The following is a 14,574-nucleotide window of genomic DNA, read 5'->3' as shown; positions in this document are numbered from 1 at the left end:
ACTGAAAACGACGGATCAAGGACTCAGGACACTAGGCATCTGGCGCCGCTCCTCAATTACTGCCAGAGCCAACGGACGAAAGCGATGAAGCCAACCACCCAGATGGCGAAGAACCCCAGCACCATCAGAACCACGCCAGCGACGACGAGACAATCGGTGAACGAGCTCCTCTCATCTTCCAGTTCATCGTCGCGGTCGAGGGGGATCGTGGCCCAGTCGACGGGACGGCCGACGTAGTCCGAGCTGGCTTTGCGCACGGCCGCAAGTTGTTGAGCTGCGAATGCGGTACTGGCGAGGGATTCAGGCGCGCGCCAGGCCAGCGCCCGCATCCGCCGCAGCGGCGTGGAATACCGCTCCTCGAAGGCGGAAGTCTCCGCAGGGTCCCGATCCGCTTCGAGATACATCCACCGCCCTGCTTCCGCCGGCTCTCTGTACAGCCGGTAGACCTCACCCAGACGGCGCCGCAGCAGCAAGTCCTGAGGGAAGGAGGACACCAGGCCGCGCAGACGCTGCCGCGCTATGGGTACCCGCCCCGCGGCAAGGTCCGCGTCCACACGAGCGAGGGTATCGATGAGGGTCATGGCTGCATGATCGCTGATGGAATGAGCTGGCCACCACAACGGTCCACGCGCCGGCGCCCTCCGGGAGCAGTGGCGCCAGGCGTCGCTCGATCAGGTGACGGGTTATCTCCCACCGGATCGCCGAGCAAGACCAATCGACTTGCTGTCACAAGGGTACAGGTGGCTTCCAATCTCGTTGCCCGGGTGGCTCTCATGGAACCTGTCGAAAACAATCCTGCCGATACGGCGGCGACGAACCCACCGCACTTTCGAGCACATCCGCAGAAGACGCTGTGGGTTCCCGGTGAAAGTCCCTCAGTCACGCTGAACTCACGGGCGTCGTGCCGGTAAGAACGCTGTCACCGATCCTGCTGGCTTATTCCGTGCCCGGAAGGGCTGGCAGCTCGTTGGCCAGGGCAGTAGCGGCCGTCCGGACGTTCCCGGTCGCGGGTGGGGTGTGGGATGACGACGCGGCCGAGGCCGTGGCCGAAGGTGCCCGAGCTGACCGCGCAGGTGGCGCGGGCGGTGGCGGCACGGGGCCCGTACCCGTTGGCGATGCGGGCCCGTGACGAGCTGGGCGAGTTGTTCGTGGACGCCGAGTTTGCCGAGGCGTTCGGATCCAGAGGGCGGCCGGGCTGGTCACCGGGCCAGCAGGCGCTGGTGACGGTGTTGCAGTTCGCCGAGAACCTCAGCGACCGGGCGGCAGCGCATCGGGTGCGGTACGGCATGGACCAAAAATACGCGCTCGGCCTGGAACTGGATGATCCCGGGTTCGACGCCTCGGTGCTGTCCGAGTTCCGCACGCGGTTGGTCGAGCACGGGATGGAGGAGAAAGGCTTGACCTGTTGCTGACCGCGCTCAAGGACCGGGGCCCGGTGAAGCCGGGCGGCAAGCAGGCCACCGATTCGCCCCGCGTGCTGGCGGAGGTACGCGATCTTCGCTTCCCGCAGTGGAACACGGCGACCGCGAACAGTCCCAGCCCTGTGCAGGAGGCGAGAAGCGGTGCATCCGGGGGAGGCAGACCGAGCCGGGACGAGGGCAGATGCCCGTGGAGATGGGCGCGGGTGGCACAGCGCCACCTCCTCCTGCCGCTCCCCGGCCCGGTTCGACACCCCGTCTACAGGCGCCAGCTGCGGGCGGCGACGAGCTTGCCCTGGGCGAATCCGTCCACTCGCACCGACTCGGCGGCCGTGGCCCCCGGAACCACGACTTCGGCCTGGCCGTCGGGGATGTCCACGGACGTGCGGGGCCGCTGGTCGAGGTACACGTCCACGCGGTCGACGTTGGCCGTCTTGAGCTTGAGACGGAGCGAGCCGTCGGCGCGTGTGGCGTCCGTGATGGTCAACTCCCGTACCGGCTGCGCCTTGAGGAGTTCACCGGCACGTGCCATGAGATCGACGTTGCCCTCCAGGAGGTCCCGGCGAGTCATCCGGTGACGTTCGTCCGGTACAACGCCGAGGTCCTCCAGGGGCGTACCGGCCCGGTCACTGACCCGCAGAGACCGGCGGATCGCCACACGCATGCCCGCTCCGTTCGGCAGGGGGCGGTACGGCGAGGGGGTGACCGGGAAGAGAGTGATGATGTCGCCCTGCGCCCAGACATTGGCGCCGCCGGCTCCCGTGTTGTCGTCGGTGCCGAGCACGGTGCCGATTTTGTGGTCCTGGAATCCGGCGGCGAACATGTCGGTGGCGGAGTAGCACCGGGCGTTGGTGATGAGAACGACCGGGCCGAAGTACTGCTGTCCGATGGCGTTGGCGGAGTCCTCCGGGGTGAGGGGCAGGCCGTCGGAGAAGGCGGCCCCGGTCTCGATGGCCTGCTCCATGGATTTCACCCAGGGGCGGAGGCGGGGGCTGCTGTGACAGATCCGCAGATTGAGGGGGGTGCAGATGAACTGGAACGGTTCCGGCGTGATCCGGCGTGGTGTCAGGGTTTGGAGGGTGAGCTCCGATGCCCAGACCAAACCGCCGCCGTTGTCACGCACGTCGACGATCAGACCGTTCTGGGGCAGCAGCCCGATGAGCCGGACGAACTCCTCGACGAAGGGACCGGCGTCCTGGACGGAGAAGGTGTGGATACGGATATGACCGAAGGCGCCCGAGGGGGTCTGGACGGTGCGGGCGGTGAAGACATTCGGCATCATGCTGACGATCTCGCCCGCCGCGGAATCAGGGGACTCACCCGCCTCCACGGCCCGCTGCTGCGCAACGACGCGCGGGGCGAAGAGCATGACGTTGGCCCGGGAGATCTCGTCGCCCTCGTAGTCCATGCCCATGAGGAGCGCGGCCTCACCGAGCGGGCCGGTCATCGGTGGGAGGTTCTCCACGATCTGCCAGTTCTCACGCAGCTCGTGCGCGTCGCCGTCTGTGCCTGTGTAGCTGACGGTCACCCATTCCTCGAACGGGGGCAGATGGGCCGAGAGGGAGCGCACCGTCAGTGACTGGATGCCTCGGCTGCGGCGCGCAGCCGTGTTGCTTCCGGCGAACCGGGCGGCGTTGAGCTCGACGGCCTGCTCGATGGGGATGCCGCTCCAGTGGGTGATCTCGACGCCCGGTGCGAAGCCCGGTACGGAGAAACCCTGGGTAATGCGCGTGACCAGGAAACGGGGCTTCGGTCCATCGGTGCACTCTTCGACCCGGAAGGGGAGGAAGGCGATCTTCTTGGCGAACGGCGCGGGCAGCTGGTAGTTGGTGTGCAGGTCCCGGACTGAGTGGAACACCTTGGACATCTCCGAGTGGAAGAGCCACTCGGGCGGCATGCTGTCGTCCGTCTGCTGCTCCAGCTGTCGGCGGATGAGGCGGAGCCGTTGTACGGGGTTGACCGCGTGCATCGCGATCTTCAGGGGCAGGTGTACGTAGTTCTGCTCCATCAGCACCAGGGCCTGATCGACGAGGAGCATCCTCTGCTCCAGCGTGAGCGCTCCGGCGCCCGCCAGGAAGGTTTCGAGTTGCGTGGCGGCCGCCAGACGCTCGCGGACGGGTGGGGCCGTTCGCGTGAGGTACTCGGCAGTGGCGTCGGTGGTGACTCGGCCCATGATGCCTCCGTTGGTCGGTGTGCAACTGTTCCCTGTTATCGGCCGACTGTGCCCCGATCGGTAGAGCCCACGAATCACTTCACCCGTCCAGCCTCTGCGGCGTCATCCAACGAATGAATGTGGGCCGGGGTCAAGGTGAGTCAACACGGTCGTCGTCTGCGGCATGGCCTCGTACGGAGGAACTCCAGGACGGCAGCTTTTTCGGCATCTCACTGGGGGTCGACCAGGACATCGTCCGCTTGTCTCACCCCGGATACCACGTGCTCGACAGCCTGACCCGGCTTGACCTTGGCCGGCTCCGCCGCTCCCCGCGCACCCGAGGACTACTGACCACTCATCGCGAGAGCGGGAGCCACGCACCCCAGACGACGTGAAGCCCCGGCTGGACGGGGGAGACCAGCCGGGGCGGTAGGTGGTGGCGTGCGGAGGGCGGTCGCCTCGCGGCGAAAGGCTCCATGGGGCTTCAGCCGAACGACCGTCCCCATGGGCTGGAGGTGAGGCCCGGGGACACTGTCCCCTCCGCAGCCACATACAGATGAACCGTCAACCACCTCTGGATGTTCCGCAGTTGGTCCCGCGGGACGTGTGAGCTGGGGCCCCGGCTGGTTGCGGCCGGCGGCGGAATCGGAATTCAGAGCAGGTGATCGAGCCGGTGCTCGGGCGACATCGGAGGTGGCTCGGTCGGGGCGGGCTACCGGGCGCCGTCGCGACAATCGGGCGGCAGTTGCCGCCCGGGCAGCGCTGTCTATGCAGGTGAGGGCGGCTGGCCGGGCATGGTCGGCTGAGCGAAGTAGTCGCTTGCGGAGACTGCTGGCCCGGTGGCGACAGCAGCGTTGTAGGAGCGATCCGCAACGCGCGCGAACTGCCGGGTCCGCCGGTTCGCTCCGCTGGTGCGCCCGGACAACACCGCCGGCCGCACCCTGTACGAACGCCTCGGCTACACGTACGCGGGCCCGTACCGCAACGAGCCCGGTGGACCGGTCTACGACCTGCTGCTCCTGAAGGTCGACAAGGAGGCCGCCGCACGGTGACCACACGCAGCCCGTGACGACCACCAAGACGACCGCCTCCTTGGAGGACTGGCCCAACACCCGTGTCCTGGTCCCAGTTCCGTGGTGGTTTCCCGCGCCGGCGTCGCTCGCCGCGACATAGGAAGCCTTGGGTGACCTCGGTGGCGGTGCGTCGTTTCAGGATCGTGCTATCAGAACGTCTTGAATCAGCGATGCAGCAACTGGCCTGCTCCCGGGAGCAGATGGACGGCATCGCCGCGGCCCTCACCCCTGATCAACTGGTTGGCGCCAGCGCGCAGGAGCGCGCCGCCCGCACAGAACTTGCCGGTGACGCCCTGCAACTCCTGGACGACGCCGTAGCGGCGGTCGATTCCGGCGAGGGGGAGGACGTCCTCCTGGCCCTGGTCAGCGCGATTGACGGGCTCGCAGTCCAGCTGCGCGACCGGGTCCTGGACGGTGTCGTGGCGTCCAGCCCCCCGCCGGACTGCTGGCCGACGTAAGCCGCGGGCCCAACCACGACGGCGGACACCCCGGCCCCGACCACGGCAGGTCAGCGTGCTGGCGTACCGCGCCGACCGCCCGCTTGCCGGGCGGTCCTCGAGGAAGCCTTCGGGGAGGGCGCCTTCTTCGCGGGCGTGTCCGGCGCTTCGGCCGTATCCGTGTCGAGCGTCTCGCTGCGCGCCACCCGGGCCTTGCTGACGGACTCCTGCAGCGTGGCCATCAGGTCCACCAGCTCCCCTGACCGGGACGCCGGCGCCGGGGCCTGCGGCGGTTGGCGGTCTTCCTGTTTGGCCTGGATTACCTGGTGCAGGGCGTGGGTGTATCGGTCGGTGAACTCCGGGCCGGTGAGGTCGTCGCGGGTCATGGCCTCGATCAGGGTCACCGCCTGGTCGATCTCGTCATCGTCCAGCTGGACCGGAGCCGGGGCCGCGGCGGCGGGGTCTCGGACTTCGTCCGGCCAGAGGAGACCGTGCAGAAGCGATCACGTCCCCGCGGACCCGGAGCAGACCGGCCCGCCCACGGCCGTGCCACGCGTACCGGGCGACCGCGACCTTCGAGGCCCGTTTCAGGGCCCGGCACAACAGCACGTACGGCCCGCAACCAGCCCAAGCATCCCGAAGCCCACGCACACTACACCCACGATCAGCAATTTCACGATGCACGTCCCGCACTAGGGTGGTCGCCCATTTGCGGTCCTACCTCCCCGTGGCCTGCAGCGCAGTTGACACAGAATGCCCGCATCAGTCACACGCCTCACGCACCCACGACCGCCTTGTCTCCCCCTACGCTCCTACCGCATGCTGCGCGCAGGACCCGGCCCTCTGGCACGGGGTACCCGCGTGGCCAGAGTCCATGGGGGAACTCTCGCGATGAGAAGAACATTACTGCGCCTTGTCACCGTCCTCGCCCTCGGCATCGGCCTGTTGGCCGTACCGTTCGGCCCTGGCGCCACGAAAGAAGCAGAGGCCGCGACGAGCAACGGGAAGATCTACAACAAGGACGGCGACATCGTCATGGCGGCGTCCTTCAACTCCGGTCTGTGGTACTACCACGCACACGAGAACGCCAGCCCTGACAAGCCCAACTTCTTCCAGGTGATGGACAAGTGCGACGACGGCGAAGGTCCCGTCGTCAGCTGGACGATCGAGGGACGGGCCGTCGACGGCTGGAGCGCGGACGACTGCACCGGTGGCTTTCTCCCCTTCAAGCTGTACTCGGTCGAGACCGGTTACGAAGAGTCGGTCATGGCGTCCCTGCAGTGGCACCTCACCGCCAAGGATTCCGACGGCAACCAGCTGGGCAGCACCAATGTGATCAACGACTGGGTCGGCTCCTACACCGACGACGGTAGCGACCTGTACACGCACGCCAGCTTCTATCGCGACGAGTACGACACCGGCGGGGACACCCTGGTCGTGACGGTCGTCCCCACGGACAAGGCGAAGGGGCTCGATGTCGACGCCATCGTCGACTCCTATACAGCGCAGATCTGGGATCACGTGACGGATCGCCTTCCGCGGCCGGGCACCGTCACCGACGATCAGGCGGAGTCGCTCTACAAGCAGCTGTGGTGCCATGTGAGATTCAACGCCTATGGCGTCCTCGGCGGCCACACCTGGGACCTGGAGGCGGAGCGTCCGAACATCGCCTGGGAACTGGTGACCGAGGACATTGCCATCCACGGCTGCAACTGGGGTACGACGGAAGACCAGGGCTGGTTCAGCCGCCCACCCACCGATGGCGGCGACCCCGAGAACCTCGCCCCTATGGTCGACGCCGGCCCCGACGTGAGTGTCGACGAGGGTTCAGCGGTCACCCTCAAGGGCACGGCCGCCGACGACGGTGGCACCCCTGCCACGAAGTGGACGTACACCCCAGGCGACAACGTCGACGAGGGCGCAACCTGCGCCTTCGCCGACCCCACCGCCCCCCGCACCACCCTCACCTGCACCGACGACGGCACGTACACCGTCAAGCTGACCGCCGACGACGGCGTGAACCAGCCTGTCAGCGACCGCGCCACGGTCACCGTCCGCAACGTCGCCCCGACGCTGGACGTGATGGCGCCCAAGGACTGGGACGTTCACCGCGTCGAGAGCGAGGTCGCCGTGTCGGCCTCCTTCACCGACCCCGGCAGCAACGACACCCACACCTGCAAGGTCACCTGGGACGACGGCAGCACCTCCAACTTCCCTGCGGAGAACGGCCGTTGCGACACCAGCCACGTCTACGACGATGCGGGCATGGACACCGTCGCCGTCGAGGTGACCGACGACGACGGCGGCGGCAAGGACGACGCGGAGCACATGGTCGTCGTGTACGACCCGCGCGCCGGTCTCGCCTCCGGCGCCGGAACATTGGACGACGGCCTGGGTTTCACCGCTCTGGCCAAATACCCGACGGCGGGCTCCACCGTGCCCGCCGGGGCGGTCAAGCTCTCCGTGCCCACCGCAACCGGTCAGCTCACGATCGTTTCCACCGACCTCGACTGGCTGGTGATCACTCCGGACGCCAAGGCCGCAGTCAAGGGCCGCTCCGCGACCCACGGCTTCCTCGGATACCTGGAGTCGGGCCGCTTTCGCGGCGTGACCTGGCCGCTCTCCCAGGGGGAGATCCCGCCCGCCGTCCCCTCCTACGACAGCACCCCGGGCGCAAGCTGGGACCTGGACGAGGCGCAGCCGAAACCGCTCCGTACCGGCCTCACCGTGATCGACACAGGCTGGCTCCCGGGCGTGCCACAGCTCCCGGCCCCGCTCGGCGACACCGTGGGCAACCTCCTCGACGCCCTGCCCGCGCTCCGCCTGGACCTGCAGGAGGACACGGCGGCCTGATCCGCACACCGCACGAGTAGAAGCATGTCCCGGTAACCGGCGGCTGGCCGGGAGGCCGTGATCGGTGGGATCCGGTTGCCGCCTCCCGGCCAGTGCCGGTGCGCGGCTCGGTTCCGGGTCTCGGTGGTCCGGCCCGGGTGGGCGTCGGAGATCACCGCCTGCTGGTCCTGACGAACCACGAAGTCTCCCTCAGACCGACGATCTTCGCCGAAGTCATCCGCCCGCGGCCAGCCCGATCATCCCGAACCCTGCGCACACCAGGCCCGTGGCCAGCAACTTCACGATGCGCAGTGCTCATTGCGGCGGCCCTGGCCATCGCCCGAGCCTTTGATGCCGGTGAGGGCCAAGACCGCCGTTGAGGGATGAGCCGTCCCATCGAGTGCTGGGTCCTGCTGATCAGACCGCAGCCAGGACGTCCACGACGAAGACCAGGGTGGACCGGGCGGGTATTCCCTTCTGGTCCTGGGCGCCGTATCCGAGCGTCGGGGGTACGACGATCAACATCCTGCTGCCCACCTTGGTGCCGGCGAGTGCCCGGTCGAGTCCTTGGATGAGGTTGGCATGGCCGACGACGACCGGCGTTGGGCCTGTGCTCCAGGAAGCGTCGAACAGGGTGGCCTCATCCTTGCCCCGGTTGGTGTTCCACACCGCGCCGGCTCGTCTGAGAACAACCGTCTGGCCTGAGCGCACACGTGGTCCCGCGCCGTCGACGATGCTGCGGGAAGTCAGTTCCTTCGGGGGAACCGTGTCGGGCACGCCGATGGAGACAGTCGATGACTCCGCCTGGACACTCGGCAGTTCTCCACCGGTGTCGTGTTGCCGGCCCTTGACGGTGGCGCGGGCGTCCACGGTGCCGACGATGTCCACCGCGAACACCACGGTCTCGGTCGGGGCCACCCCGATGCTGGAGTTGCCCGAGGTGCCGTAGGCAGCCGACGGCGGTGCGATCACCAGGATCCGGCTGCCGACTCGCTGGACCTGCACCGCGCGGTCGAGCGCTGGGAGGACCGTTCCTTTCCCGACGGTGAACACGAGCGGTGTGCCGGCCTTCCCGTCTTTTCGGAAGGTGGAGGGCAGGTCCTTGCCCGCCTTCCACGCGCGGGCGGTGTAGTTGACGACCGCGATGTCGTGGTTGGAGACGGCCGGGCCGCGCCCGGTCAGTGTGGGCACCACGGGGCCGGTGGTGGCCGTTGCAAACCACCAGGCGGCGCCCAGCCTCGTCCGTCTCGGCAGCCAGCTCAGCTATGTATTGGTTGACTTCGGCTTCCAGCGCGGCGGCGAGCATCCGCCGGGCGCCCTCGCGGACGATCTCGTCGATCAAGGAGCCGGACTCGGTCGAACCGTCGGCGTTCACTACGCTGAGCATCGGTGGCGTGCCTTCCCGACCCGCGCAGCGAACGCGGGCCTACTCGGTGACCATCAAAGGATCAGTCGGGAAGGTACGCCCTCCGCGTCCCGCCCCGAGGACCGATCCACAAGTCCCGAGCATTGCTCCAGAAGCTGAGAGAAGAACTTGAAGCCGGGACGGGAGTCGCTCGCCTGACCTCCATCCCTTCCATGCGGTCAGCAACCAGCTGAGGAAGTGGTCAACCGTCAACGGCAAACCCTGGCCACACGGCCGAGCCACCGGGCTGCTCACCCTGCGGACGAATACTGCACCTCTCGAATACCGACACTTCACCAGTGGTCCCGCATCACGTCGGAAGCGGTGATCGGCGCGGTCACCGGCTCGCCGAAGAGTCCGCTCACCATCCTGCTGGGCCGCTACGACGATTCAGGTGACCTGCGCCTGGTCGCCCGCACCACTGCACTGAACACCTCGGTCCGCCGCGAGCTGGGCCAGCGGCTGGTACCCGCAGGCCCCGAACACCCCTGGCACGGGCGGCATTTCAGCGCCAGATGGGGAGCTGGTGGCGAGCTGGAGTTCCGCACAGTGAGACCGGAGATGGTGGCCGAGTTCGTCTCCGACACCGCCGTCGACGCCGGCCGTTACCGCCACCCGGTCCGCTTCGTACGGCTGCGCGACGACCTCCTCCCGCACCAGACCGCCCTTCACCGCCTGACCGACGCCCGCCGTCGAGATCACCGTTCGGGCGGACTGACCGAGGACTCCTCGGGGTTCGCAGCTCTTCGCTTCGGGTCACGGGCGGGCCCCGCCGCCGGTCTCGGGTACCGGTGCACCCGGGGGCGTGAAGGCGGCGAGCACCGTGGCGGTGATGTGGTCGGCGGCGCGGTCGGAGGTGAGGCGACCGGCGCGGATCTCTTCTGCCGCGCTGTGCATGACCGCGTGCAGGACATTGACCATCCAGGCGATCGACAGGTCCGTGCGGAAGGCTCCCTCGGCGCGGCCACGGGCGACCAGCTCCTCGACCCGGGCGGCGGGCCCGGCATGCAGTTCGCGGATGCGTCCGGCGGAGAGTTCCCGCTGCGCGGCGGCGAGCAGCGCCCTCGCCTGGTCAACCAGGTGCCAGCCGGCCTCGATGTACCGCGCCAGGGCGAGCCGTGGGTCACCGGTGAGGTCGACCGTGTCCAGGACCTCGTTGCCGCGGTCGATGGCGCGGCTCATCGCCGCGTCGACGACCTCCGCCCGGGAGGCGAAGTGCGCGTACAGCGTCACCCGGCCCACGCCTGCGGCCCGTGCGATCTCGCTCATGCTCGCCTCGGGGTTGCGTCCTAGGCATTCGGCTGCGGCCTGCACGATCGCCTCGATGCTGCGCAGAGCGTCGGCGCGCTTGGTGGCCGTGGAGTTCTTGCTGCCCATGCGCCCACGGTACCCCAGTAAGTCGTACAGCACTGTTTGGCTTATACCCCCCGGGCGTATAACGTGAACACACCTGTACGACTTAACGACGAGGGGTGAGCGTCATGAGCGACACGGAAACCACCACCACACGCGCACCGGATGCACCGCATCCGCTGCGCTGGACGGCCCTGGGGCTGCTGGGGCTGGCCCAGCTGATGCTGATCCTCGACATCACCGTCGTCGCGATCGCACTGCCGGACATGGGCGTGGAACTGGACCTGGGCCGCGCGGCACTGACCTGGGTGGTCAGCGGATACGCCCTCACGTTCGGGAGCCTGATGCTGCTCGGCGGCCGGGCCGCGGACCTCTTCGGTCCCAAGCGGGTCGTCCTGGCCGGGCTCGCCGTGTTCACCGCTGCGTCGCTGGCGGCCGGGCTCGCCACCGGCGCCCCGCTGCTGCTCGCCGCACGGATCGCCCAGGGGGTAGGCGCCGCGATGCTCTCGCCTGCCGCTCTGTCGGTGGTGGTGCGGTTGTTCGACGGCGACGAGCGCAACCGCGCGCTGGGCATCTGGTCGGCGCTCGGCGGCGGGGGTGCCGCGCTCGGCGTGCTGCTGGGCGGGCTGATCACGGCAGGTCCGGGCTGGGCCTGGGTCTTCTTCGTCAACGTCCCCGTCGGCCTGGTCGTCCTCGTCTCGCTCGCTCGGATCCTGCCCGGCCTGCCCCGTGCGGCCACCGGTTCCCTCGACATACCCGGCGCCGCTCTGGTCGCCGCCGCGACCGGCGCCCTCATCTACGCGCTGATCCGTGCCGGTGACCACGGCTGGCTCGACATCGTCACCGTGGTCCTGGTCGGCGCCTCGGTAGCCGGTTACGCGGCGTTCGCCCTCTGGCAGGGCCGGGCGGCGGCGCCGCTGATGGACCTGCGTCTGCTGGGCCGACGCCCGGTGGTGGCGGGCACGTTCGTCATCGCCGTCACCACGGCCCTGATGGTGGGGGCCTTCTTCCTCGGCTCCTTCTACCTCCAGAACCGCCAGGGCCACGGCGCCCTGATGACCGGCGTGCTGTTCCTGCCGGTGGCGCTGCTGACCATGGCCGCCGCAGCGGCCGCCGGCCGCGTGATCGGCCGTCTGGGAGCACGGCTCCTAGCGGTGGTCTCCCTCGCTGTCGCAACCGCCGGGTTCCTCCTGCCGGTGTTGTGGTCCGGAACGGTCGCGATGGTCACCGGCGTGAGCGTCGCCGCGGCAGGACTGGGCGCCCTGTTCGTCGTTGCCTCCGCCACCGCACTCGCCACCGTCGCTCCCCACGAGGCCGGGGTGACATCGGGCATCGTCAGCACCTTCCACGAGTTCGGCGCCGCGGCCGGCGCCGCGGCCGTCTCCAGCGCCGCCGCCACGAGCATCGCCGCCCACACCGGCACCCAGACCGGCTCCGGCTTCGACGACGCGTTCCTCGTCGCCACGGGCCTGGCCGCGGCTTCCGCCGTCATCGCCCTGTGGCTGATCCCCGCCAAGCACCAGTAAGCCCAAGCCGATGACCAGCCCGATGCGCCCTGTTGGTCACCGCATCAGGGCGATCCCACCCACAACGGGGCCCGCGTATTGCACGCCCTCGACAGGCTCACGGAGGCACTGGATGAATCACCGCAAGCGTCGGATGCTGACAGCTGGCATCACCGCGGCAGGTGTCGGCGCGGCACTGGGCACAGCACTCCTGATCGGCAGCCCCTGGCAGGACAGTGACGAGGGACGGACCGACCGGCAGGAGGCGGTCGCCGAGCGCGGTCGTACCGTGATGCCCTTCGACCTCGAACAGACCACCCACCGCTTCACACCCACCGAGACGGGCGGCATCCAGGACGTCGTCGCCGACCAGCCCGACGACGCCAAGCAGGTCACCCTCATACGCACCCACCTCCAGCAGGAGGCCAAGGCGTTCGGCCAGGGCGACCTCGGCGATCCCGCACAGATCCACGGGGACAGCATGCCGGGCCTTGCGAAACTTCAAGAGGGCTACAAACGCATCGAAGTCCGCTACCGGGAACGGCCCGACGGAGCCACCCTCACCTACACCACCGAAGAGCCCGCCCTGGTGGACGCCCTGCACGACTGGTTCGAGGCACAGCTCGGCGACCACGGCGACCACGCCGAAACCGGCCACTGACCAACGAGACGAGCACGGCGGCAGTCCGTCGCCGCACACATCGCACGATCGGAAGTGGACAGCTTGAACGACCCGTACGAGGTGAGCGAGGGCGTGCCCTCTGTGGCAGTCTTCCGCCGCCTGCGCACCGATGCCGGCCTCTCCGACAAAGCCCCGGACGCGGTGGCGCTCGCCCTGCCCAACACCTGGCACGGGGTGGTCCTCCACCACGAGGGAGAGCCCATCGGCATGGGCCGCGTCATCGGTGACGGCGGTACCGCCTTCCAGATCGTCGACATCTGCGTCCACCCCGCACACCAGGGCCGCGGCCTCGGCAGGCGCATCATGACCGCGCTCACCGAGGAACTGGAGCGCCGGGCACCCGCCACTGCCTACGTCTCTCTGATCGCGGACGGCCCCGCGCGCACCCTCTACGAGAAGTTCGGCTTCGCCGACACCGCCACGCACGACTCGATCGGCATGTACCGCGTGATGGGCACCTGATCTCCGGCCTTCACCGGGGCAGGGTCTGAGTGATGCGCCACAGCCGGCGCGGCAGATCACCCTCCTCGAAGGCGTGGACCTCGTTCAGTGTCCAGCCGTCGGCGAGAGCGTCGACGAGGGCGCGGCCGAAGAAGTGCACGGCGAAGCCGCCGTGCTCGAAGATGTGGTCGCCGTGAGCGGTACCGGAGCCGTAGTGGGCGTCGCCGGTGTGACGGACGGTGTAGACGAAGGCGCCGCCGGGCCGCAGCACCCGGCCGACCTCGCCGACAAGAGCGCGGATCTCCTTCGTCGACAGCGCCATGCACAGCAGCATGTGCGCGAACACCGCGTCCACGAGGCGTCCGGTAGAGGCAGCGGGTCGCGAACGTCGTGCACGACGACGGTCACACGATCGGCCACCCCCTGCTGCCGGGCGGCGGCCCGCAACTGGTCGAGGCCGGTGGTGGAGAAGTCGGCGGCCTGGACGCTGAAGCCCTCGCGGGCGAAGTAAGGTCGAGGTGGTCGAGACCGAGGCGGTCGAGCGAGCGGTCGAAGGCGCGCTCGGCGCTGTCCTGGCCGTAGGCCTGGACCCACAGTTTCGTGGTGATGAAGAGGTCTTCGCGGGGGATGCCGCTGGCGGCGATGGCCCGGCCCACGGCTCGCTCGTTCTCATACGCCGCGGCGGTGTCGAGCAGGCGGTAGCCGGCTTCGAGCGCGGCCTCCACCGCCTGCTGGGTCTGGTCTTCGGGGATCTGGAAGACGCCGAAGCCGAGAATCGGCATGTGCACGCCGTTGTTGAGGGAAACCTGGGGATCTTGCTGGTCATGGCTGAGACCTTCGCTTTCTGGCTGTGTGTGGGGGCGTCGGCCGGGCAGCAGCCGTCTGCTCAGCGGTGCTTGATGCCGGCCTGCGGTTCCCAGCCGGCGCAGCGAGTCCTCGACGGCCCGCATGATCCAGCGTCGGGAGTTGCCGCGCTGGTTGGGGTCGTCCCCCATGGGGTTGTGGAACTTGGTGGCCAGGACGATGTCGTCCCGGCGGCCCTTGATGGCCCGTCCGACGATCTCCTCGGACTCGCCGTGGGAGTAGACGTCGGCGGTGTCGATGAAGTTGATGCCGGCGTCCAGGGCGCGCTGGATGGTCCGGGTGGCCTCGTCGTGGTCGGGGTTGCCCCACGGGCCGAACATCATCGCGCCCAGGCACATTTCGCTGACGGACAGGCCGGTACGGCCCAGCAGACGGTGCTCCATGGTGGTCTCCAACTGTCTTGTACGGCTTG

General features: G+C 68.7%; 15 protein-coding genes and 1 pseudogene. 7 read left to right on the top strand and 9 right to left on the bottom strand.

Annotated elements, in window-relative coordinates; translation table 11 throughout:
• Nucleotides 1-56: 56 nt before the first annotated feature.
• The gene (locus tag ACH4TV_RS42790) at nt 57-581 is read right to left on the bottom strand and encodes a DUF6584 family protein (RefSeq protein ID WP_398406807.1); all 525 of its coding nucleotides are present in this window, start codon (nt 579-581) and stop codon (nt 57-59) included.
• Between the two features lie 441 nt (nt 582-1,022).
• On the opposite strand from ACH4TV_RS42790, the gene ACH4TV_RS42785 reads away from it, so the two are divergent.
• A complete protein-coding gene (locus ACH4TV_RS42785) occupies nt 1,023-1,412 on the top strand; it encodes a transposase (protein WP_398406806.1) in 390 nt (129 codons plus the stop codon).
• 265 nt (nt 1,413-1,677) lie between these two features.
• On the opposite strand, the gene ACH4TV_RS42780 is transcribed toward ACH4TV_RS42785, so the two are convergent.
• Entirely contained in the window at nt 1,678-3,591 is a 1,914-nt protein-coding gene (locus ACH4TV_RS42780; RefSeq protein ID WP_398406805.1) for a S41 family peptidase, read from the bottom strand.
• 890 nt (nt 3,592-4,481) lie between these two features.
• On the opposite strand from ACH4TV_RS42780, the gene ACH4TV_RS42775 reads away from it, so the two are divergent.
• The gene (locus ACH4TV_RS42775; RefSeq protein ID WP_398406804.1) at nt 4,482-4,622 is read left to right on the top strand and encodes a hypothetical protein; all 141 of its coding nucleotides are present in this window, start codon (nt 4,482-4,484) and stop codon (nt 4,620-4,622) included.
• 191 nt (nt 4,623-4,813) lie between these two features.
• Nucleotides 4,814-5,101, top strand: a complete 288-nt coding sequence (locus ACH4TV_RS42770; protein ID WP_398406803.1) for a hypothetical protein — start codon at nt 4,814-4,816, stop codon at nt 5,099-5,101.
• A 50-nt stretch (nt 5,102-5,151) separates the two neighbouring features.
• On the opposite strand, the gene ACH4TV_RS42765 is transcribed toward ACH4TV_RS42770, so the two are convergent.
• A complete protein-coding gene (locus tag ACH4TV_RS42765; protein ID WP_398406802.1) occupies nt 5,152-5,484 on the bottom strand; it encodes a hypothetical protein in 333 nt (110 codons plus the stop codon).
• Between the two features lie 487 nt (nt 5,485-5,971).
• Between ACH4TV_RS42765 and ACH4TV_RS42760 the strand changes: the two genes are divergently transcribed.
• Nucleotides 5,972-7,933 (top strand): DUF2599 domain-containing protein, encoded by a 1,962-nt coding sequence (locus ACH4TV_RS42760; protein ID WP_398406801.1) that lies wholly within the window; start codon nt 5,972-5,974, stop codon nt 7,931-7,933.
• Between the two features lie 396 nt (nt 7,934-8,329).
• Here ACH4TV_RS42760 and ACH4TV_RS42755 read toward each other — a convergent pair whose 3' ends face one another.
• From ACH4TV_RS42755 to ACH4TV_RS42740, 4 genes and pseudogenes are all read right to left on the bottom strand, one after another.
• Nucleotides 8,330-9,103: an FKBP-type peptidyl-prolyl cis-trans isomerase gene (locus ACH4TV_RS42755; protein WP_398406837.1), complete on the bottom strand. Its 774-nt coding sequence runs from the start codon at nt 9,101-9,103 to the stop codon at nt 8,330-8,332.
• A 1-nt stretch (nt 9,104) separates the two neighbouring features.
• Nucleotides 9,105-9,299: pseudogene (locus tag ACH4TV_RS42750) on the bottom strand (IS256 family transposase); the annotation flags it as partial.
• A gap of 408 nt (nt 9,300-9,707) precedes the next feature.
• On the bottom strand, nt 9,708-10,019 hold the full coding sequence (locus ACH4TV_RS42745) for a hypothetical protein (RefSeq protein WP_398406800.1): 312 nt from the start codon (nt 10,017-10,019) through the stop codon (nt 9,708-9,710).
• A 54-nt stretch (nt 10,020-10,073) separates the two neighbouring features.
• Nucleotides 10,074-10,694 carry a TetR/AcrR family transcriptional regulator gene (locus tag ACH4TV_RS42740; RefSeq protein WP_398406799.1) on the bottom strand — a complete coding sequence of 207 codons (621 nt, stop codon included), beginning with the start codon at nt 10,692-10,694 and terminating at the stop codon, nt 10,074-10,076.
• 104 nt (nt 10,695-10,798) lie between these two features.
• On the opposite strand from ACH4TV_RS42740, the gene ACH4TV_RS42735 reads away from it, so the two are divergent.
• The 3 genes from ACH4TV_RS42735 to ACH4TV_RS42725 all read left to right on the top strand — a co-directional run bounded on the left by ACH4TV_RS42735 (nt 10,799) and on the right by ACH4TV_RS42725 (nt 13,319).
• On the top strand, nt 10,799-12,196 hold the full coding sequence (locus tag ACH4TV_RS42735; protein WP_398406798.1) for an MFS transporter: 1,398 nt from the start codon (nt 10,799-10,801) through the stop codon (nt 12,194-12,196).
• A 112-nt stretch (nt 12,197-12,308) separates the two neighbouring features.
• Nucleotides 12,309-12,836, top strand: coding sequence for an aspartate carbamoyltransferase (locus ACH4TV_RS42730; protein WP_398406797.1), 528 nt, complete (start codon nt 12,309-12,311; stop codon nt 12,834-12,836).
• Between the two features lie 54 nt (nt 12,837-12,890).
• The gene (locus ACH4TV_RS42725; RefSeq protein WP_398406796.1) at nt 12,891-13,319 is read left to right on the top strand and encodes a GNAT family N-acetyltransferase; all 429 of its coding nucleotides are present in this window, start codon (nt 12,891-12,893) and stop codon (nt 13,317-13,319) included.
• Between the two features lie 10 nt (nt 13,320-13,329).
• Here the strand turns inward: ACH4TV_RS42725 and ACH4TV_RS42720 are convergent, their stop codons facing one another.
• Together ACH4TV_RS42720 and ACH4TV_RS42715 are read right to left on the bottom strand one after the other, a co-directional pair.
• Nucleotides 13,330-13,653 (bottom strand): hypothetical protein, encoded by a 324-nt coding sequence (locus ACH4TV_RS42720; protein WP_398406795.1) that lies wholly within the window; start codon nt 13,651-13,653, stop codon nt 13,330-13,332.
• A 49-nt stretch (nt 13,654-13,702) separates the two neighbouring features.
• The gene (locus ACH4TV_RS42715; protein WP_398406794.1) at nt 13,703-14,545 is read right to left on the bottom strand and encodes an aldo/keto reductase; all 843 of its coding nucleotides are present in this window, start codon (nt 14,543-14,545) and stop codon (nt 13,703-13,705) included.
• Between the last annotated feature and the right edge of the window lie 29 nt (nt 14,546-14,574).

The sequence above is a fragment of the Streptomyces sp. NPDC020898 genome, from assembly GCF_044333925.1.
Classification (GTDB): Bacteria; Actinomycetota; Actinomycetes; order Streptomycetales; family Streptomycetaceae; genus Streptomyces.
This window is presented reverse-complemented; position numbering and strand designations above follow the sequence as displayed.

What these genes read in the sequence shown, in the direction of transcription:
- ACH4TV_RS42790 (WP_398406807.1), bottom strand. Translation starts at nt 581, where the DNA reads ATGACCCTCATCGATACCCTCGCTCGTGTGGACGCGGACCTTGCCGCG.
- ACH4TV_RS42785 (WP_398406806.1), top strand. Translation starts at nt 1,023, where the DNA reads ATGACGACGCGGCCGAGGCCGTGGCCGAAGGTGCCCGAGCTGACCGCG.
- ACH4TV_RS42780 (WP_398406805.1), bottom strand. Translation starts at nt 3,591, where the DNA reads ATGGGCCGAGTCACCACCGACGCCACTGCCGAGTACCTCACGCGAACG.
- ACH4TV_RS42770 (WP_398406803.1), top strand. Translation starts at nt 4,814, where the DNA reads ATGCAGCAACTGGCCTGCTCCCGGGAGCAGATGGACGGCATCGCCGCG.
- ACH4TV_RS42760 (WP_398406801.1), top strand. Translation starts at nt 5,972, where the DNA reads ATGAGAAGAACATTACTGCGCCTTGTCACCGTCCTCGCCCTCGGCATC.
- ACH4TV_RS42740 (WP_398406799.1), bottom strand. Translation starts at nt 10,694, where the DNA reads ATGGGCAGCAAGAACTCCACGGCCACCAAGCGCGCCGACGCTCTGCGC.
- ACH4TV_RS42735 (WP_398406798.1), top strand. Translation starts at nt 10,799, where the DNA reads ATGAGCGACACGGAAACCACCACCACACGCGCACCGGATGCACCGCAT.
- ACH4TV_RS42730 (WP_398406797.1), top strand. Translation starts at nt 12,309, where the DNA reads ATGAATCACCGCAAGCGTCGGATGCTGACAGCTGGCATCACCGCGGCA.
- ACH4TV_RS42715 (WP_398406794.1), bottom strand. Translation starts at nt 14,545, where the DNA reads ATGGAGCACCGTCTGCTGGGCCGTACCGGCCTGTCCGTCAGCGAAATG.